We start from the raw sequence: 20,075 nt of genomic DNA, 5'->3' as shown, positions 1-20,075 counted from the left end.
ATTCTATAAAGCAATGTAACTGTTAGCACAAAGAAGCAATCTTACGAAAATTGGCTTTTTTAACGGGAAGACTCCAGAATTCGGGGGCCTAGCCGAAATAACCAGAAATAAAGCTGTATTGTTGTACAAACTACAACAATTACAGCTTGGTGAGAAAAATTGGACAAAAATGTTGTACGCCGTACAACATTCCCTTATTACAAAGGCGGGAACTGACCAATTCGAAGGCTTCTACTCCTCTGACTCTCAAATAAGCTAGAAAATCCATTGCCTGAAAGAAAACCATTCGCTAAGTTAGCTTGAATGTTTCCACAATCTCAACCAGCACAATATATCTCTAAGCAAGCTAAATAAGGACAATCGATAAGTCTAATTGGAAGGTGAATCCGAGATGAAATCATTAAAGCTGCGAATACTTATCCTTAGTTTTCTTCTATTCTTGACCCCGATACGAGGCACAACCATGGCTAACGGCAAGGTTGAACAGCCACTGGCTGCGCCTTTGTTTTCGTTCTCCGTGATGAGCGATGTTCACATCACTTCCTACGACCAAGTTGCTCAGCTGAGGCTGAGCCAAGCGCTGGCCGATCATCACGCACTGCGCCCGGACAGCAAGCTGCTCGTCTTGAACGGCGACCTTACGAATGGGAGTGAGGCCGACTATCGCAGCTTGTTGGCGCTGCTCGGCCGCCAGCACCATGCCCCTGTGCATGCGACCATGGGCAACCACGATTTCTACGGCGTGTGGCCCACGACGGAGGGTGGGCTGGATACATCGAAGATGAATCCAGCATGGTCGAGCAAGCAAGCGGTCGCGTTATTCGACCGCATGATGGGCTACGATAAGCCGTATCACGAGCTTATCGTGGAGGGCTACCGCTTCCTGTTCCTTAGCGGGGAAGCGTACAGGGACGTGAACGCATCCTACGGTGAGGATGCGTTCCTGTCACCCGAGCAGCTCGGCTGGCTGCGCGAGCGGCTTACGGTCGCGGGCTCGGCGGACGCCGGCAAGCCCGTGTTCGTGTTCCTCCACCAGCCACTGCCGCAGACGCTGGATGGCACGGATCGGGAGCTGGGCGTCGTCCAGCACGAAGAGCTTCGGGCGCTGCTCGATGCGCACCCGAACGTCATTCTGTTCAGTGGTCACACCCACTGGAACCTGGAAACGACCAGACAAGTGAAGCAGCTGAAGTTCCTTGCCGCTTCCAGCGCTTCCATCCGGGAGGTATGGAACGCGCAAAACGTTCCCGAGACGCAAGCCATCAGCCAAAGTCTCGTCGTGGACGTTTACAAGGACCGCGTGGTGATCATGCGCCGCGAACACTTCAAAAAGCGATGGATTGAACCATCCATCGCCAAAGGCTACGACGTGAAATAGGTATCAGCCGTCTCCGCAACCACCAAAAAACTACAATGAAACCAACCGGAAATAGACGTTTAACGGACCTGGATGCCGTTAACTGCCTATTTGGAGCGATGATTCCGAGCTTACGGACTTCAGCGCCGTTATTCGGTTTCAATCTATCTTTTTTTCATAATTTGAAGTAGATTAAGGGCTGTCGAGTCCATTAGATTTTCAAATTCAATCTTTTTCGGGGATTAACGTCGCTCCAGTCCTTTAGTCGGGAAAGATGAATTTGAAGTAGATTTCGCCCCCATTTCCTTACTCAACAGCTGTATGTTGATTGGTCAGTCGTGGAAAAAAAACTGCCCGACAAGGCTAGAAATAGCCCAATGTCTGGCAGTCTTTTTGCATTTTAAACCTTTTCGATTTAATCTTTTTATACGAATTCAGTTCCCATCCATCCTAATGAAACTGCTTAATCAGCCGCTTAGCCGTCCCATTCGGTGTCTCAATCACTTCGTACATATTGACGACCACGCCGGAATCAACCTGCTCATTTTTTAAACCGGTGACGACGACTTTTTGCTTGCCGCTAGTTAATTTCCCTGTACCTGTCAGCGTTGCAGTTTGAGTGCCAACAATACGGCCAAGGGAATCGACCATATCGAATTCAATTTTGGAGAAGTTCGAATCAATAATCACCTGATCTTCATGGGCAATGTCTAGATCCAGATTAAGCTGGTAAGAGTAAGTCCCGCTGTTATAAAGCCAGCTTATCGAGCTGTCATTCACTTTGAGGGAGAAAGGATACAAGGCAAGCGTATCGCTTTCCGTCTCTTTCTGCAGTGCTACCCGATAGGTTCCTACCGACACATTACCCTCGGATACAGACTTATCGTCATACACATTCAATGCGAATGTCTCATCATCTGATTGTGTTTTATTCGGAAGCAGGTAGGAATAGCTCACTACATAAGAACTGCCCGGTGTGATTTGAGTAGCAACTGAGCTTTGGCGAGATCCCGTATAGGTATTCCCTTTGCTGTCGATCAGCTCATTTTGAAGCTCAGGAAGGGCGATAGTGCTTGTTCCATTGTTCGTGATTTTGTATTTGGCTACAGCTGTTTTGTAGCCTAGATCGTCGTTCTCGTGAGCATGCAGCTCGACTAGGGCGACATCTAGATTTTTATTAACAACAGAGCTGTTGTTGAAAATCAGCTTACTGCCAAGCTCATAGTTCACAGCTGTTGTAAAGCCGCTTTGCGCTTCGCTTGCCCCTTTAAGCAGGAAGACGGCAACCGGCATTTTACTAGCCGCTACTGCCCCACTGTTGTTAGTTGTAGACGTCGAGCTAGTAGTAGCCCCTGCCACTGAGCCTGTAGTTGCTGTTCCAGAAGCTGTGCCGCCGCTCGATGTACTCGCTGTCGAGCCAGATGCCGAGCTGCCCGAGCTACTCGCAGTAGCCGTCTGCCACAGCACCAGCTGAGCTGCATTCGGATCAACACCCGTTGGCAGAATGGCGTTGAAGTAATACGAACCCGTCTCTTTTGGAGCTAGGTAGGCGCTGCGGGCGGCGTTATCGGTCGATGTAACAGACGTGCCGCTGTCGCCGAACTGATAAGAAGCAGAGAAGGATGGCACGGAGGCGATCACCTCGTCATCATTGCTGAGCGTGACAACGGTCTGCACATGAACACCGTCTGCTTGAATCGAATACGTCGACGTATTCGCCTTCACGGTGACCTGCTCGCCCTCCTGCTGCCCAGCATAGACTTGTTTGGTGCCAAGCGCTGCTGTTTGCAGCGAAGTGTTCAAACTTAGTGTACCAAGCGAGACATCCTCGCTTTGATTCAAGTAATAATATTCCAGCGCGAGGCCGCTGGTCGGCATTTGTCTGGAAACGAGTGTTTTGAGCGTCATCGTATCCGATTGATTCGGCAGGAACGTTGTATCGGAACCGCTAGCAACCGTAGAGGTATACTTCAGCCCATTAGCATCCACGAGTCTAACTTGTAGACCGGAAGGCAGCTTAACACTGCTCGAGCCTAAGTTTTTTGCTGAAACTTGTGTGTACATGTACCATTTTCCATTCTCCGTGACGCGAACGCTTTGGCCCAATTGAAAAGCAGCGGAGGCGTCATTGGAGAGCGTACTATCGAGTGCATGCAAATTAATAATTTGCTCAGGCACCTTTACCTGTCCCTCCTGCACAACCGAGGAAACAGGAAGTTCGCCTAGGTGATTCATGAAATCGGCTTTGCCGAAATCCCACCGGAACACATCCACTTTTAGTTGAGCGGCTGTTTCACCTGCTGGCAGGTTAGCGTAGAATCGGAAGCTTTGATCCTGCCCAGGGAGGACACTCGCACTCTTTTTCTCGCTTAATTTCGCCGTGTAGCTATGTCCTGCTTGATCCGTAACCCGTACCCCATATTGGTTAAAATCTATCGCTTGGCTTTCCCCGTTATGTAAAAGAACGGAAAACTGAAGAGAAGAAGACGAGAGTGCCGCTTGGTTTAATGTAAAATAGGAGGAATTCGTGATATAAATCGCTTCAGTAGCCGCATGAGCAGCGGGAGCCATCCACGATGCAGCTGCAAAGCTGCCAGTCAACAGCAGGGCAAGACTTGTCTGTTTGAGTGAAATTGATGATAATTTGCGAATCATATTTTCATACCTCCTGTGGACCTAATCAAAACGCAGTGCGTCGATTGGTTTTAATTTTGATGCTTTATTAGCTGGATATAATCCGAAAATAACACCAACCAAGGCCGAGAATAAGAATGCGTAAAGCCCTATATTTAGGGATAAACTCGTTTGTTGACTAGGGTTAATATAAGGCCATGCTAGAGATAAGCCGATCCCCAAAATCAATCCAATCAACCCACCCATACCGCTAATCAGCGTAGCTTCAACTAGGAACTGCAGCAAAATGTTTCTCCGCTTCGCGCCAATCGATTTACGAATCCCAATTTCCCGGGTGCGCTCACTCACGGTTACGAGCATGATGTTCATGATGCCGATCCCGCCTACTAATAGGGATATTGCCGCTACTGCGACTAGCTGATTGGTCAATGTGCTGGAAGCCGTCTGTCTGGCGCTAATTAATTCGGATGAATTCAAAATGTTGTATCCCGTTGTGCTTTTAAATTTATTAAATAAATAAGCTTCTAACGTTCTTTGTACCCGGGATACCTCATCGCCAGAAGCTGCTTCGACGTAAGCCGTCCGAATGTTACCCAGTTTAAAATCCCTGCTCATGGTAGGGAGCGGCACATAAACCGAGCTATCGAGCGATGTTCCGCTTGTATTGGAGCCTTTCGTTTTGAGCACACCGATTATCGTGTACATATATCCGTTCACATTAATTTCTTCATCAATCGGGTCATACGTACCGAAAAACTGCTTAGCCACATCACTGCCTATTACAGCAACGTGATTGCGGAAGTCCAGATCGGCTTGAGCCAAGAAGCGGCCGCTGGCGACCGTCCCCTTTTGCAAACTGAGATATCGATCATTAGTTCCAATGACATTGTAAGTCTCTGTTGTCCGGTCATATTTGATACTAGTGCTATTTCTAGTCATCGTCGGTGCAATTGCACTGATTCCTGAAGTATTCTCAAGCTGCATGACTTCATCATAATTCAGCTGCGTGGCGCGTCCGTTGCCCAACAGGTTAACCGTCAGCAGGTTCGTTCCCAACCCTTCGTATTGCTTTTCAATCGCCTTGGACGTACCTTGGCCTATCGAAACTAGCGTAATAACTGAGCTAACGCCAATGATAACGCCAAGCATGGTCAGCACCGTACGAAGCGGATTCGATCGCACCGTGGCCAGCGCCATTTGGAAAAGCTCCCAAATTCTCATGAAAGCGCCCCCTCTAGTTTACGTTCAGGTGTTGGCAGCATTGCGTTTCTCTGATCGCTAATGACTTCTCCGTCACGCAGCGTCACAACGCGTTTGGCATTGTCTGCAATGTGATGGTCATGGGTGATCAAAACAATCGTGTTGCCTTGCCGATTCAGCTCCTTAATCAATTCAAGCACCTCAATGCCGGTCTTCGAATCCAGTGCGCCAGTCGGCTCATCTGCCAGAATTAATGACGGCGATATGGCCAAAGCTCTGGCAATGGCTACACGCTGCTGCTGCCCGCCAGACAGTTCACTTGGCTTGTGATGTCCTCGCTCACCCATCCCGAGTTTCTCCAGCATCCGCTGCGCCTGTTCTCTCCGCTGTTTGGCTGGAATGCCTGCATAAATCATCGGCAGCTCTACGTTCTCCGTCGCAGTAAGTCTGGGCAGCAGGTTGAACTGTTGAAAAATAAAGCCGATTTTCCGGTTACGCAGCTCAGCAAGCCCGTTGTCTGACATCTTCTCTGTCGCTACGCCGTCTAACGTATAAGAGCCAGAGCTCGGACTATCCAGCAGCCCGATTGTATTCATTAACGTTGACTTTCCCGATCCACTGGGACCAATGATGGCAACAAAATCTCCTTCCGCAATATGCAGGGTAATGCCGCGCAAAATTTGCAATTCTTCTGCACCCCGAGCATAACTCTTCGTTACCTCGTTTAGTTCAATAATATTCATCGAATCGCTCCTCTCCGTAGGGCTGGCTAACGGCTAGCGGCCCGTGCCTCCACCATTTTGCGTTCCGCCACCGCCTGTGCCGCCAGCTCCGCCAGGGAAGTTGCCTCCTGCACCACCTGGAAAACCACCCGCACCCCCAGGGAAACCTTGCTGCTGTTGTTGATTCGTCGTTGTCGCTCTGCGCACCGGCATCACGACCTGGTCGCCTTCGTTCAAACCACTGACCACCTCTACCTGCGTCTTGCTGCGAATACCCACTTTGATTTCGTGCTGCTCTTCGACGGTTCCATCCGCTTTCTTCAGCGAAACGGTAGACTTCCCTCTGGTTGTTGTCACCACTTGGATCGGAAGTACGAGAATATCTTTCTTATCTTGTATAGAAATTTCAGCCGTCGCCGTCATCGCATATTTCAAATCATTCTGATCGGTATTCGGGATCGCTACCACAGCATCATACGTTGTGACTCCATTCGTCGTTGTTCCTACATTGGAAACGGAAGTTACTTCGCCTTGGAACGTCTTGCCGGAGATAGCATCAACCTTAACGGTTACCTTCTGCCCGACCTTGACGCTTGTTAAATCGAGCTCATCTACAGCAATAGCCAGCTGCATCGTGCTTAAGCTCGCTACGGCTCCTAGCGTTGTATTGGCATTAATTTGCGCGCCTACTGGATAATTGCGAAGCACATTGTTTTTACTGTTGGCAAAATCAGCTGAGAAAACGCCATCGAACGGCGCTTTGATCGTCAATTGATTTACTTTCTGCTCCGCATCATTCACACGGATTTTCTGACTTTCGATGGCTGACTGCTTGCTAATGATATTATTTTGAAGGTCGTCATTGAACAAGGTGGCGATCAAATCGCCCTGTTTCACCGTTTCGCCATCTTTAAATTTCATGCTTTTTATCGTTCCGCTTGCCTCTCCAAATATAGAAGATGTACGCACATACTCAAGCGCCACCTGCTCGGAGGAGTCGATTTTACCATCGCCGCTGCCGATGCTGCCCTTTACCTTAAGGCCCGCCGAAAGTGTCCCATCATTGCTAACCAGAACCTCTACCGTAACCACTTTATTTCCATTAGCATCCGCTTTAATCTCACGGTCTATCGTATCTACGGCTCCGACTTTGGATAATAGATAGCCATCGACGCTAAGCTCTACAGGGTCACCTTTTTTCAGCTGTACAGCTTCCTGCAGGGAGAATGGCAGCTTCACTTTAAACTGCGATGTATCTGAAATCGTGCCGATCTTCGTTGTTTTATTGACTTGACTGCCTACATCCAGATTGGCTGGTAATGTAATCTTGCCAGACATTGAAGCTGCAACACTCATATGATTTTGTTGATCCTGCAGATCTGCAAGCTCTTTCTCAAGCTGCTGCAGGCTGACCTGGGCTTCCTTGAGAGTCGTTTCCGTTGAAGGCACCGACAGCTCGACTAGCACATCGCCTTTCTTGACCGCCTGATTTTGCGTCAAATTCATCGTTTTGATGATACCATCTATGGGGATCACAATATTTTGCTTGTCCTTGGCATCCAGCTGAGAAGTTCCAGATACCGCCATGGATATCGCCCCTTTGGTCACTTTCATCGTTGTTTGCTGTGTTGCTGCAGACGCTGGCTGCGCCTTGTTATGTACGTAATAGTAAGTTCCCGCTCCACATAGAATGGCAGCTAGGGCCACAATGATCCATCTCTTCTTCCGACCTAATTTCATCCTTTATGCCCCTCTCCCAGTTACCCAGACTATCCACCGCCCAGGCCATAACAATCTCTACTAGATTTAGTGTAAATGGGATCGCTGAAACCTGTCTGAACGTAGGCTGAATATAAGTTGAACACAGGCTGAGCGTTTGCTGAAAAAGATTAGGTCGCGCGTGTGGTTAACTCGGTGACTGACGGCGGGGCGGTGTGAGCGCACTACGGCGCAGAAGCCGAACTGCACGGCCCGTTCCGTATCATTAAGAATGTTTTACATCGTTAATGAATTATTCTACCTCCGCCCGCACACTTTAACGATGAAAATCATCACTATGGCGTGGAAATTGGGCTACTCGGTCAGCCTACTCATCAATTAAGAATGTTTTACATCGTTAACGAGTCATTCTCCCTCCTCTCGCATACTTTAGCGATGAAAATCATCTCTACGGCGTGGAAATTGGGCTACTCGGTCAGCCTACTCTTCAATTAAGAATGTTTTACATCGTTAATGAGTCATTCTCCCTCCTCCCGCATACTTTAGCGATGAAAATCACCACTACGGCGTGTAAATTGGGCTACTCGGTCAGCCTACTCATCAATTAAGAATGTTTTACATCGTTAACGAGTCATTCTCCCTCCTCTCGCATGCTTTAGCGATGAAAATCATCTCTACGGCGCAGAAATTGGACTACTCAGCCAGTTCCATCGTCATTTAAGCATGTTTTACATCGCTAACGAGCCATTCTCCCTCCACCCACAAACTTTAGCGATGAAAATCATCACTACAGCGCGGAATTCGGACTGTACAGCCTGTTCCCCCTTCATTTACGGCGGAAAGGGGACTCATCGGCTATCCACTGGAAAGGAAAAAGCCGCCCGCGTAGCGAGCAGCTTCCTCCATTCCATTTTTAGCTAGTTGCAGCCGGAGTTGCAGTTGGTGCTGTTGTATTTGTAGACGGTGTGCCTGCTGGGCGCTTACGATCAGTGCCTTTTTGCTCAACATGCTTCTTAATGGAATCTGTCATTCCGTCTTTGATTTTGCTAACGAGATCATCTTCACTTATGCCTTTAGCTGTAGCAACATCCAAGATCGATTTGCCCGCTTCCAGTTCGGTTCTTAGCTCATCTTGCGTGAAGCCCAGAATTTGCGTTAACACTTCAGGGTTCCCGAATTGCCCACCGCCAGGGCCGCCAGGGCCGCCATGACCGCCGCCTCTACCTTCCCGACCGCCCTCTGGACGTGTGCTTTGCACTTGTTTCGTCAATCGGTCGGATAAGCCCGACAACATTTGGTCTGCTTGTGCTTGCGTAAGTTTACCAGCTGTAACTTCAGCGTTGATGGAAGTGGTTTCTGCTGCAACTAGCTTAGCCACGTAATCTGCTTCCGTTAAACCTTTTTCCACTGCAAAAGCCGATAATGTTTTGCCAGCTTTCAATGCATCTTGCACGACACTTTGCTCTACACTAAGAATTGTTGCTGTTTGCTCTACAAGATTGCCGCCGTGACCTTTGCCCATGCCACCGCGACCGCCTTCTCCACCAGGGAATCCGCCTTTGAACCCAATCGCATCAATACGCTTCGTCAATTGATCAGTTAGACCTTTGAGAACATTATCTGCTTGCGCTTGTGTTATTTTGCCCGCTGCTACATCAGCTGTAATCGAAGCGGTCTCTGCTGCGACTAGCTTTTGCAAAAAGTCTGCTTTCGCAAGTCCTTTTTCCTCTGCAATTGCAGCCAATGTTTTGCCCGCTTTCAGTGCATCTTGTACGACGCTTTCTTCAACGCCCAGGATTGTCGCTGTTTCTTTGACCACGTTTGCACCCTTGAAGCCACCGCGATCTCCGAAATCTCCACGACCTTTGCCTCCTGGTCCTGCATTTTGAGTTGATGTGCTCGTTGACGTGCCTGTTACCGTATCTGCAAATGCTTGATTATGTAAGGCTCCTACAAAACCAACTCCGAGTACAAAAGAAGCTACCAATGAACCAGTAAGAATTTTTCTGCCGATGTTTTTCATAATTTGTTTCCACCTTTTTCTTTATATTTTTTGTTTCTTCCTTACAAAACCAAGTATAGTCGCCTAACCTGAATCTCATCTGAGTGTAAACTGAAGATTGGTTGAGAGATTTCTGAGGATTGGCTGAAGAGGAAAACACCTATAAGGCGGCCCGCCGATATAGTTTGGCTTGGTATCATCGAACAGCTACCCTCGCTTACCCCGAAACCAAATTCCCACCACTAGCCACCTTTTGACGAAATAGAAAGCTTCTGGAGGCTCTTATTTGCGCGGTATGATCCACACACACCGTGTTCTGCACCAAATAAGAGTCTGTAGAGACTCCTATTTCCCACCATTAGCCACCTTTTAGCGAAATAGAAGCTTCTGGAGGCTCTTATTTGCGCGGTATGATCCACACACACCGTGTTCTGCACCAAATAAGAGTCTGTAGAGACTCCTATTCCCCCACCATTAGCCACCTTTTRGCGAAATAGMAGCTTCTGGGGGCTCTTATTTTACATTCTTTAAATTAAAAAAGCCCTACCCCGACATCCCGTCGAGATAAGGCTCCACTCATTTATGGAAGCAGCAGCACTTTAAATGTACTACCTTCACCTACTGTGCTATGAACCTCAATCGTTCCTCCGTGGAGCTCCACAATGGAACGGGTGATGGATAATCCCAACCCTGCACCGCCGCTCCTTCGCGCCCTAGAGGAATCGATTCGGTAGAATCGATCAAACAAATGAGGGAGATGTTCAGGTGCGATACCTGGCCCATTGTCATGAACAGCAATTTCAACACCAGCATCGGTCTTAGCTAACGAAAGCCCTAGTTCACCGGTCAAAGGATGCGTATGCTGAACGGCGTTGTGAAACAAGTTGAGAACGACCTGCTTGATTTTATCCGGATCATACAGACAACGGATCTGGGGCTCCAGCGTAAAAGTAACTGTTCTGTCTCCTGCCAGTAGACGAAGCTGAGGCTCCATCTCATGCAGCATCTCATCGAGCAGCCCTTCCGACTTCTGAAAAGATGGCGTTCGATCCAAACGAGCAAGCAGTAGAAGGTCCTCAACTAGCTTATTAATACGCACGGATTCGCCGTGCATGCTCTTCAGCGCTTTCAGCAATGGCTCCGGCTGTTGATACGCTCCGCGAAGGAGTACTTCCAGAAAGCCATGAATCGAAGTCAGCGGTGTCCGAAGTTCGTGCGAGGCATCAGCAGCGAAGCGTCGCATTTGCTCTTTTGCTTCTTTTTCAGCTTCAAAAGAAAACTCCAGTCGCTCAAGCATACTATTGAAGGAAGTCGATAACCGGTCAATCTCCACCTGCCCCTGATGTGCAGGGAACCGCTCGCCCAGATTACCTGAATCGATTTGTTTCACTGTATCAACCATATTAGAAAGCGGCACTAACGTTCGCCTTAACACAGGCAGAAATCCAAGCAGCCCTACAATCAATGCTGTCATGGACAATAGCAGAAAGGTTAACAACTGACGGAGCAGCAAATCTTTGATTGGTGCTGTGCTCGTACTCGCCTGAATAAGTCCTTGTACGCCTTGGGATCTCTCACGAATTTGATGAAAGACAATCAACTGTTCATTGTCATCCTTATCCTTCATGGTTCGGTAGTCCAGCTTCTCTTTCGATTTCAATAATTCCTGATATTCTTCCTTCGTAAGCTGCAAAGGGAAGGTTACATTTTCTGAAGACAACTGCTTGTAAGTCCCCTCACTATCGATCAAAGCAATCGATAAATCAGGAACGAAAATCCGAGGAAACTCTCCTCCCGTATTGTCCGAATGATTACCACCGCCACCGTTCGTATCTCGTCTGGGCATAAAAGGATTCTGGCCACGATCCGGAAATTCCCCTGCCCGCTGCCACGTATTGGGAGGTAACGTCGCAAGCTGATTGCGAATCGTTTCCGCCTTGTTCTTATACAGAAATTGCTGCATGAAAATATATTGGAATACACCAATCAGCAGTAATAACACAGACATCACCAATAATGACCGCGATAGCAACTGGAATTTCAGCGAACCGGTAACAAAATGCTCGGCAAACCGGCCCCGCCTTTTCATGTTAAATCCATCCGATAACCGGCGCCGCGAATCGTGCGGATCAGCTTATGTTCTTTATCGCCTAGCTTATCGCGCAAGGAGCGAATGTACACCTCGACGATGTTCTCTTCGCCACCGAAGTCATAGCCCCACACTTTATCGAGAATCATCGATTTGCTTAATACAAGTCCGTGGTTAATCGACATAAATTTGAGGAGCTCATATTCCGTAGGAGATAGCTCCAGCACGTTGTCATTCAGGCTAATTTCCTTGCGCCGATCATCCATACGAAGCGGTCCAATGATCACTTCACCGAACAAGTTTGGAAAATGGTTGCGAATCCGCGCATAGATACGAGCAAGCAGCTCCTCAAAACTGAAAGGCTTAATCATATAATCATCGGCCCCAAGCGTGAGTCCCTTGACCCGGTCATCGATTTCATCCTTAGCCGTCAGCATGATAACTGCGACATTTTCCGTCTTCTTAATCATTCGACAAACCTCGAACCCATCCATCCCCGGCATCATCACATCCAGAATAGCGATATGCGGCTGAAACTTATTACATGCTGTAATCGCACTAATCCCATCCTGAGCCGTCATGACCTCAAACCCTTCATTCGTTAAACCTAACTCCAGAAATTCTAAAATATGAGGCTCGTCATCAACGAGCAGAATTTTAATACCTTTTAATTGGCGCATCATTTTTCGTCCCCCCGAAGTTCATTGTACACGTTTTCTACAGTCAGTATCCCATATCCTCCCTAAAAGCAATCTGAGCGGTTGCTGAAAGGTTGCTGAATGTTCGATTTCCGCACGAATAAGCCGGGCCTGAGCGGACCCGACTTTTTATCCCTGCCTATTAAAGTTACACGACTCGCCTCCGCAGCTTCTCCTTCCCCAATTCTTTCTGCAAAAGGATATCCAGATACGCCAGCAGCTGCGGGCGAAGCTCATCTCTTTGAAGCCCCAGCTCAACAATCGCCTTCATATAACCGAATTTATCTCCGATATCGTAGCGATCTCCTTTAAGTTCAAGTGCCATCAGCCCTTCCTGCAGACACATCTTGCGCAGAGCGTCCGTCAGCTGGTACTCGTTCCTAGTCAGCGTCCAGCTTAATTTTTCAGTAATTTTTCAGCCAACTATCAATTGAATCTCAGTTAACGCTTCTATAATAGGTTCATCTCCTTCAGGACACGAAAGAAAAGAGGATAACCTTATGGAACGTATCACACAGTACTTGCATCCGTTTCATTTTCAGACTATGGAGTCTAATATCGAACTGCTGCTCCGCTGTGAAGAGAAAGAAAGTACTCTCATTAAGAAGCTAGCTATCGATTGGTTTCGAAGTGTGGAAAAGCGTTTCAGCCCTTATCTCGCCGACAGTGAAATCAGTCTACTGAATACATTAGCCGGTGAAAATTGTATGGTCTCTGCTACGATGTTAGAGGTGCTTTTTCTAGCTGAGGGGTATCAAGCAATAACGGATGGGAACTTTATTCCTCTCCAGCAAAAAGGTTTGCCAACGGGCCTTGAGAAAGCTCCTGCTTCATTAGTGTGGGAAATAGATAACGAATCAGGAGCTGCATTACTTTGGAAGAGAAGCATCTCTTAATAGAAGATGGCTGGACATGCACATTGACCATTATCACTTTCAGGACGTGGCGTCCTGAGGAATTACAATTAAACACAGGTTTTAGCCAGAATTTTTCCAATTCAGCCTTTTACCCACATTTAATAGCACTTTATCCACAGAACCCTTACAATTTATTCACAAAAGAGCATGTTTTATCAACATGTTATCCACAACCTGTGTGCATCTTTATTTTTTTCTTGTTATAACCCATGTTTTATGGTGAGAAATATGCGATGTAGGCGCAATTGGCGGCGGTTTCGCTGTGCTCATGACCAGCATTACCGCAAGTATGGATTACTCGAGGCGCTTTTAGTGGATAAGGGGACAACGTGGAGGGGGAGCTAAGCATATCTGGGGGCAGCAGATGCTCCGATACGTCTAGATGTTCTTCCGTCGTTTCGCCGATAAGACTGGCTTCGGTCCCAGCAAGGGTTCAGTTTACGCAAAAATATGTGTCATTCTCATTTTCTGGATATGTTATAATGATAACCAATTTAACTTGTCAAAATCTAATGTCTGGAGAATATAATGACACATACCAGTAATTCCTCACCTCATGTAGAACCAATCAATAAAAGGGTTGTACTATATGTTATCATTTTTGTAATAATCGCTATTGTTGGCTTAACGTACGTGAAATGGTGGCCTTACTATCATAAAGCATTCGATGCTGCGACTAAACATTCTATAGGGTCGTCCATAATTTCTGGTAAAAACCCTACAGCCCCCGCCCCTTCTTGGCAGGCTGCATGGGATTATGCGCTGACTTACTACAAATCGGTTTGGAAGGCAGCACTACTAGGCATTATCCTTGGTTCATTGTTACAGGTACTTCTACCGTCTACGTGGCTTCTTAGGATGCTTGGTAAAACTTCTTTCAAAAGTACTTTAATCGGAGGATTTTCCTCCATACCAGGTATGATGTGCACATGCTGCGCAGCGCCTCTTGCAGTAGGATTACGCAAAAAGAATGTATCCGTAGGCGCAAGCCTAGCTTTTTGGCTTGGAAACCCGACCATTAACCCGGCAACCTTGGTGTTTATGACCTTTGTTTTGTCTTGGAAGTTCACCTTAATCCGACTAGTATTTGGTTTAATATTAACCTTTGGTGTAAGCTATTACGCCAACCTTTTTGCTGGAAAAACGAAACTTCCAGAGAATCTAACCGTTAAACCAGAGGAAATAACAGAAGAACAATCTGGCTCATTCTTACAAAGATGGTTGAAAAGTATTTGGTTGATGATTCTTCATATTGTTCCAGCCTACATCATCGCGGTACTTTTATTAGGAGCAAGCAGAGCCTGGTTATTTCCTGCAGTCGGGGAAACTGCCGGAAATAGTATTCTTCTTATTATTGGTTTCGCTATTGCAGGTATGCTGTTCGTAATCCCTACCGCAGCAGAGATTCCGATTATCCAATCTTTAATGACCTTTGGCCTTGGGACAGGTCCCGCAGCTGCATTATTGCTTACGCTGCCTTCCGTCAGTTTGCCTTCTTTGCTAATGATTTCGAAATCATTTCCTAAGAAAGTCATTCTGTTTGTTACCGTTTCAGTAGTAGCGCTTGGCATATTAAGCGGCTTAGTCGGTGTTATTTTTCTTTAAGACGCCTTGCATGCTATGATGGTGTCAAAATATGCGATGTAGGGGCTTTATTCGAATGACATATGATGTAATTGTAATCGGCGGCGGTTCCGCTGGTCTCATGGCCAGCATTGCCGCGAGTATGGATGGCGCGAAGGTGCTTTTGGTGGATAAAGGGGACAAGCTGGGGCGTAAGCTCGGGATATCCGGCGGCGGCAGATGCAACGTAACGAACAACAAAGACATGGATGAATTGATCAAGCATATTCCGGGCAACGGGCGCTTCTTATATAGTGCTTTAACCCATTTCAGCAACAAGGACATCATTGATTTCTTTGAAAATCTCGGCATCCGCCTGAAGGAAGAAGACAACGGTCGAATGTTTCCCATCAGCGACAAGGCCAAAACCGTCGTAGACGCGTTGATCGGCCAAGTTCGCAGACAGGGTGTCGAGATCCGGACGAATAGTCCGGTCAAGCAGGTCTTATACAAGGACGGCAGCGTCCAAGGCGTTCGTCTGCATTCCGGCGAAACGATGAACAGCAAAGCTGTCATCATTGCCTCCGGCGGATGCTCTGTGCCGCATACCGGCTCCACAGGAGACGGTTATGCTTGGGCTGAAGCTGGCGGGCATACCATCACGCAGCTGTTCCCGACCGAGGTTCCGTTAACCTCGAAGGAAGCTTTTATACGCAGCCGTGAGCTGCAAGGACTTTCTTTGCGGGACGTGACACTCAGCGTGTGGAACGCCAAAGGGAAATCGATCATCTCCCACCGCGGCGATATGTTATTTACTCACTTTGGCTTGTCAGGGCCGATTGCGCTGCGCTGTAGTCAATTCGTCGTGAAAGAGCTCGCCAAATCAGAGCGCAAAGAAGTACTCTTAACCGTTGACCTCTTCCCTGATCAAAGCACGGACGACGTGTACAACCAAAGCATGGCTCTCGCGAAAGCTGAAGCTAAAAAAGCGATCAAAAACGTGCTTAAGCCACTTTTATCCGATCGCCTAATCCCGATCATGCTTGAGAAGTCTGGCTTAGATGATCAGCTTACGTACGACAACATCCCAAAGCAAAAATGGCTCGAGCTATGCAAACTGATGAAAGCCTTCCCCGTTATCGTCAAAGGAACACTCTCTATAGAGGAAGCCTTCGTCACAGGCGGCGGCGTTCAGCTTAAAGAAATCGATCCGAGCACCATGCAGTCTAAGCTCGTGAATGGGCTTTATTTCTGCGGTGAGATCCTCGATATTCACGGCTATACGGGCGGTTATAACATTACCGCGGCATTTTCTACTGGCTATATGGCTGGCAAGAATGCTGCTCAGCAGGTGCAAGGATAAACGACTCCGTCGTCCTTCTGGGACGAGCGCGTTTGTCAAGACTGATGACGCGAAGTGTAATAAAACTTATACTTTCTTATCTACTAAAAAAGAAGGACCCGTATCCTAAGATGCAGGTCCTTCTTCCTTTATGTTCATCGATTAAGCTGTAGCCAATTCAAGGTCGTCTTCTTCGTCACGATCAAATGCTGCACGATCGAATTCTCCCTCAGACTCAGCTACGAGCAATGCCGTAACTGTTGTTCCTGTAGCGTTAACTGCTGTACGGCCCATGTCGATCAGTGCTTCAACACCAAGCACAAGACCCATACCTTCCAAAGGCAAGCCTAAAGCTGTAAGTACAACTGTTGTCGAAATCGCGGCTGGACCTGGAACGCCGGCCACACCAATGGAGGAAACCACACTAACTAAGATAAGAATAATGTATTCGGAAATGCCAAGCGGAAGATTGTAAACCTTCGCTACGAATATCGCCACAACCGCCGGCCAAACCCCGCCGCAGCCGTTGAAGTTCATTGTTGCCCCAAGCGGTGCCACGAAGCTTGCAATACGCGGTGATACACGAAGGCGCTTCGTAATTACTTCCAAATTCACAGGCAGCGTTGCATAGCTGCTCCGTGTTGTGAATGCGACAGCAATTGTCGGATAAGCCTTTTTGAAGAATTTGATTGGGTTTACTTTTGCCACGAAAAGTACCAAACCACCGAAGATCAACACGAAGTGAATGATCAAAGCTACATAAGAAGTTAGGATAATTTTAGCCAGAGGAGCAAGTGTATCCAGACCATATTTGGCAGCCATTGCTGCGATTAACGCGTACACTCCATAAGGTGTCAGACGAATAACATACTTAACTACTTGGTGGACCACAGCTGTTGCTGATGTAATAAACGATTTAACTGCTGCTACACTTTCTGGCTTTTTCGAGCCGACATGTACAATTGCTACAGCAACAAAAATCGCGAAGATCAGAACCGGTACCACTTTCCCAGTTGCCATATCGTTAATTGGATTGGAAGGTACTAAGTCCAGAATAACCTGTGAAAACGTAGGAATTTCTCTTGCTTTAAAATCTTTCGGTACAGCCTGTGCAATTCCGTTACCCGGATCAATCACCAAGGCAACAACCAAACCGATCAGTGCCGCGATTCCTGTTGTTAGCAAGAACCAACCGATCGTTTTCAAACCCAGTTTACGCAGCTGGCCTAGACTGGATAACGATGAAATACTGTTTATGACTAGAATAAGTACTAAAGGCATTACGAGCATTTTGATCAAATTTACATAGATAGTTCCGATCGTACTCACACTTTTAAATTGAAGCCCCAGTTGATTAAAAACTACCCCTGCTACTAAACCAAGTCCTAAACCAATGAAAACACGGTTACCAAAGCTTACTCTCTTTTTCGCCAATAAGAAGAGGACCCCGATAATGATAATGGATACGACTAGGCTGACCCAGTTGGTTTGAAATGCCGTCACTAAATTGTTATTCACTAGAATCATCTCCTTAATTCCTACGATGTTACTCGGTTTTATGGGATAAGAATATGACATTAAACGGAAGCTGTCAATAATAAATTTTCAAAAATAACGTAAAAACCGAACTATCCCCCGGAATAATCGAGATTTAATACGGTTTTTAGACGTTTCTTGGAATTAGAAATGGAACGGAGCTACATCGTATGCTGGTCATGGACAATTGCAACTAGATACCACTGAGTGCCTGAGTTCTCATAAACAAGCCGCAGACTGGTCCAATCCATCCCCTGAAACTGTGGATCTAGACCGGGATAATGATATTCCACCGTAATCGCTGAAGTCGTCGGATATACATTGAATACATTATTAATCATATTCCCTTTGCCAAGAATAATGTTATAACTGATTTGCGGTGCGGCTGCAAAATCTTCGTTATATACAAATTTGTTCCAATAGTTGGGGAAAGTGAGATCAATGGGGTCACCTGAACCGTCGTAATCGCCCCAGTGTGTCGTACTGGTATTTGCCCAAAGGGCTGCAAGCCCGCTGCCTAGAACCTGGACATCACTCGACACATGAATATAGGAGTACGGCGAGAATTGCACACCCTTTTTTGGATGGATTAGCTCAGCTAGCTTTTTCAGATCCTTCTCTTTCAGCGCTTGTATCGTTTCTTTGGCTCGGCTTTCGATTGCTTTTTTCGCGTCGGCTTCTTTGGCGTACGAAGTTGGACTTGGTTTGATACTAGGAGGAAGAGTAGTTGTGTTCGGTACCTGTGCGGTTGAATTCGGTGTGAGTGTTGGTGCCGGTGAGATTGGCGTCGATGATGTAGAAGGAGCTACTGTCGGAGGGACCATTGATGTCGGGTGAGGGCTGCTGCTATTGCTTGTACCCGTGGCACCTTTTGTTTGATCACCCATACATCCAGTCATCACACTTATTATTGCTGCCATCAAAACCATCTCCACCATGCGTCTCATCCGAATCACTCCTCCACAAATTTACTTCCTTATCTCACCAGACGCGGTAATGATGGTAAAGGTTACGCATTCTGTGGTATCTACAATAAAAAGGCGCATGCCTAGAAAGCAGCAGTGAAAGAAGTGAATAAATAAGCTGAAGTACTCGGCTTACTCAGTCCTTGGGCGAGAGTGTTTGCAAAAGTTTATGCACAACAAGTTACGCCTAAGACGAATATGTGTAACATTCGATTGCTTTTCCGTGAAATGTTGTACCCTTGTACAACAATAGGCAAGCTATTCCTCGTCTTCCACGCGAATGTTGCGCAAAATACAACAGTTCCAGCCAAAAGTGGCTCTATTGCCTATAAAAAGTCTAAATTGTTGTGCAACATACAACATTCTTAGCTTACCCAGAAGAAATAATGGAAATTGTTGTACGTTGTACAACTCGGCTTGCTAATTCCCCATTTCTATTCTCTACCAAAAAAGCACTAACCCAGTTCGGGTTAGTGCTTGGGGACGTCCACGGATGAATGGACACGGATTGTGAGGGTAGGTGAATCTGGTCCAACATAAGGATGTTTTTCATCCTTATGAGGGGCTTGCTCGGCCGCGGGCGCGAGTTAGCGATTTTCATCGCTAGAGCCCTGCTTTCGCGCGCCTCGCGTGGGTTTCAACCACCATAAGGATGTTTTTCATCCTTATGAAGGGCTTGCTCGACCGCGGGCGCGAATTAGCGATGTTTTTCATCGCTATGGCTATGCTTTCACGCGCCTCGCGTGGTTTCAACCACCATAAGGATGTTTTTCATCCTTATGAAGGGCTTGCTCGACCGCGGGCGCGAGTTAGCGATGTTTTTCATCGCTATGGCTATGCTTTCCAGCGCCTCGCGCGGGTTTCAACCAACATAAGGATGTTTTTCATCCTTATGGCGGGGTTGCTCGACCGCGGGCGCGAGTTAGCGATGTTTTTCATCGCTATGGCTCTGCTTTCACGCGCCTCGCGTGGGTTTCAACCAACATAAGGATGTTTTTCATCCTTATAGCAGGCTTGCTCGGCTGTTGAGCGCGAGTTAGCGATGTTTTTTCATCGCTGAAGCCCTGCTTTCGTGCGCCTCGTGTAGGTTTCAACCAACATAAGGATGTTTTTCATCCTTATGAGGGGCTTGCTCGGCCGCGGGTGCGAGTTAGCGATGTTTTTCATCACTATGGCTATGCTTTCCCGCGCCTCGCGTGGGTTTCGCCCCTCATAAGGATGTTTTTCACACTAAGCATGCATCAAACCTAACATCGTAGAATAGTTTAATTGCGATCAAAGGTTATCCACAAAAAATAACATATTATTACATCTGGACTTTATCCATTTGA

General features: G+C 47.2%; 15 protein-coding genes. 5 read left to right on the top strand and 10 right to left on the bottom strand.

From position 1 onward, the window contains the following. The first annotated feature begins 463 nt into the window (after positions 1-463). Positions 464-1,378 carry a metallophosphoesterase family protein gene (locus tag ASG85_RS29975; RefSeq protein WP_060648639.1) on the top strand — a complete coding sequence of 305 codons (915 nt, stop codon included), beginning with the start codon at positions 464-466 and terminating at the stop codon, positions 1,376-1,378. A 429-nt stretch (positions 1,379-1,807) separates the two neighbouring features. Here the strand turns inward: ASG85_RS29975 and ASG85_RS29970 are convergent, their stop codons facing one another. The 8 genes from ASG85_RS29970 to ASG85_RS37370 form a co-directional block, all read right to left on the bottom strand. Further along, positions 1,808-4,012: a hypothetical protein gene (locus tag ASG85_RS29970; RefSeq protein ID WP_060648638.1), complete on the bottom strand. Its 2,205-nt coding sequence runs from the start codon at positions 4,010-4,012 to the stop codon at positions 1,808-1,810. Between the two features lie 21 nt (positions 4,013-4,033). After that, a complete protein-coding gene (locus ASG85_RS29965) occupies positions 4,034-5,212 on the bottom strand; it encodes an ABC transporter permease (RefSeq protein WP_060648637.1) in 1,179 nt (392 codons plus the stop codon). Beyond that, a complete protein-coding gene (locus ASG85_RS29960) occupies positions 5,209-5,934 on the bottom strand; it encodes an ABC transporter ATP-binding protein (RefSeq protein WP_060648636.1) in 726 nt (241 codons plus the stop codon). The genes ASG85_RS29965 and ASG85_RS29960 overlap by 4 nt, the downstream gene beginning before the upstream one ends. A gap of 33 nt (positions 5,935-5,967) precedes the next feature. Next, positions 5,968-7,653 carry an HlyD family efflux transporter periplasmic adaptor subunit gene (locus ASG85_RS29955; protein WP_060648635.1) on the bottom strand — a complete coding sequence of 562 codons (1,686 nt, stop codon included), beginning with the start codon at positions 7,651-7,653 and terminating at the stop codon, positions 5,968-5,970. A gap of 892 nt (positions 7,654-8,545) precedes the next feature. Further along, positions 8,546-9,655, bottom strand: coding sequence for a hypothetical protein (locus tag ASG85_RS29950; RefSeq protein ID WP_060648634.1), 1,110 nt, complete (start codon positions 9,653-9,655; stop codon positions 8,546-8,548). Between the two features lie 559 nt (positions 9,656-10,214). Further along, the gene (locus ASG85_RS29945; protein WP_057303674.1) at positions 10,215-11,723 is read right to left on the bottom strand and encodes a sensor histidine kinase; all 1,509 of its coding nucleotides are present in this window, start codon (positions 11,721-11,723) and stop codon (positions 10,215-10,217) included. Beyond that, the gene (locus tag ASG85_RS29940; RefSeq protein ID WP_060648640.1) at positions 11,720-12,403 is read right to left on the bottom strand and encodes a response regulator transcription factor; all 684 of its coding nucleotides are present in this window, start codon (positions 12,401-12,403) and stop codon (positions 11,720-11,722) included. The genes ASG85_RS29945 and ASG85_RS29940 overlap by 4 nt, the downstream gene beginning before the upstream one ends. A 166-nt stretch (positions 12,404-12,569) precedes the next feature. After that, positions 12,570-12,746, bottom strand: a complete 177-nt coding sequence (locus ASG85_RS37370; protein WP_200961720.1) for a hypothetical protein — start codon at positions 12,744-12,746, stop codon at positions 12,570-12,572. Positions 12,747-12,921: 175 nt separating this feature from the next. Here ASG85_RS37370 and ASG85_RS29935 point away from each other — a divergent pair, with 175 nt between their 5' ends. From ASG85_RS29935 to ASG85_RS29925, 3 genes are all read left to right on the top strand, one after another. Beyond that, a complete protein-coding gene (locus ASG85_RS29935; protein WP_060648633.1) occupies positions 12,922-13,317 on the top strand; it encodes an FAD:protein FMN transferase in 396 nt (131 codons plus the stop codon). 549 nt (positions 13,318-13,866) lie between these two features. Then, the gene (locus ASG85_RS29930; protein ID WP_060648632.1) at positions 13,867-14,943 is read left to right on the top strand and encodes a permease; all 1,077 of its coding nucleotides are present in this window, start codon (positions 13,867-13,869) and stop codon (positions 14,941-14,943) included. A gap of 55 nt (positions 14,944-14,998) precedes the next feature. Continuing rightward, on the top strand, positions 14,999-16,264 hold the full coding sequence (locus ASG85_RS29925) for an NAD(P)/FAD-dependent oxidoreductase (protein ID WP_060648631.1): 1,266 nt from the start codon (positions 14,999-15,001) through the stop codon (positions 16,262-16,264). A 141-nt stretch (positions 16,265-16,405) separates the two neighbouring features. Here the strand turns inward: ASG85_RS29925 and ASG85_RS29920 are convergent, their stop codons facing one another. Together ASG85_RS29920 and ASG85_RS29915 are read right to left on the bottom strand one after the other, a co-directional pair. Then, positions 16,406-17,761, bottom strand: coding sequence for a dicarboxylate/amino acid:cation symporter (locus ASG85_RS29920; protein ID WP_057303669.1), 1,356 nt, complete (start codon positions 17,759-17,761; stop codon positions 16,406-16,408). Between the two features lie 179 nt (positions 17,762-17,940). Further along, positions 17,941-18,726: a hypothetical protein gene (locus ASG85_RS29915; RefSeq protein ID WP_060648630.1), complete on the bottom strand. Its 786-nt coding sequence runs from the start codon at positions 18,724-18,726 to the stop codon at positions 17,941-17,943. 685 nt (positions 18,727-19,411) lie between these two features. Between ASG85_RS29915 and ASG85_RS29910 the strand changes: the two genes are divergently transcribed. Continuing rightward, positions 19,412-19,732: a hypothetical protein gene (locus ASG85_RS29910; protein WP_060648629.1), complete on the top strand. Its 321-nt coding sequence runs from the start codon at positions 19,412-19,414 to the stop codon at positions 19,730-19,732. Positions 19,733-20,075 lie beyond the last annotated feature (343 nt).

It is taken from the genome of Paenibacillus sp. Soil724D2 (assembly GCF_001427935.1).
Classification (GTDB): domain Bacteria; phylum Bacillota; class Bacilli; order Paenibacillales; family NBRC-103111; genus Paenibacillus_E.
The sequence above is the reverse complement of the archived record's forward strand: the minus strand, read 5'-3'. Positions and strand labels throughout refer to the sequence as shown.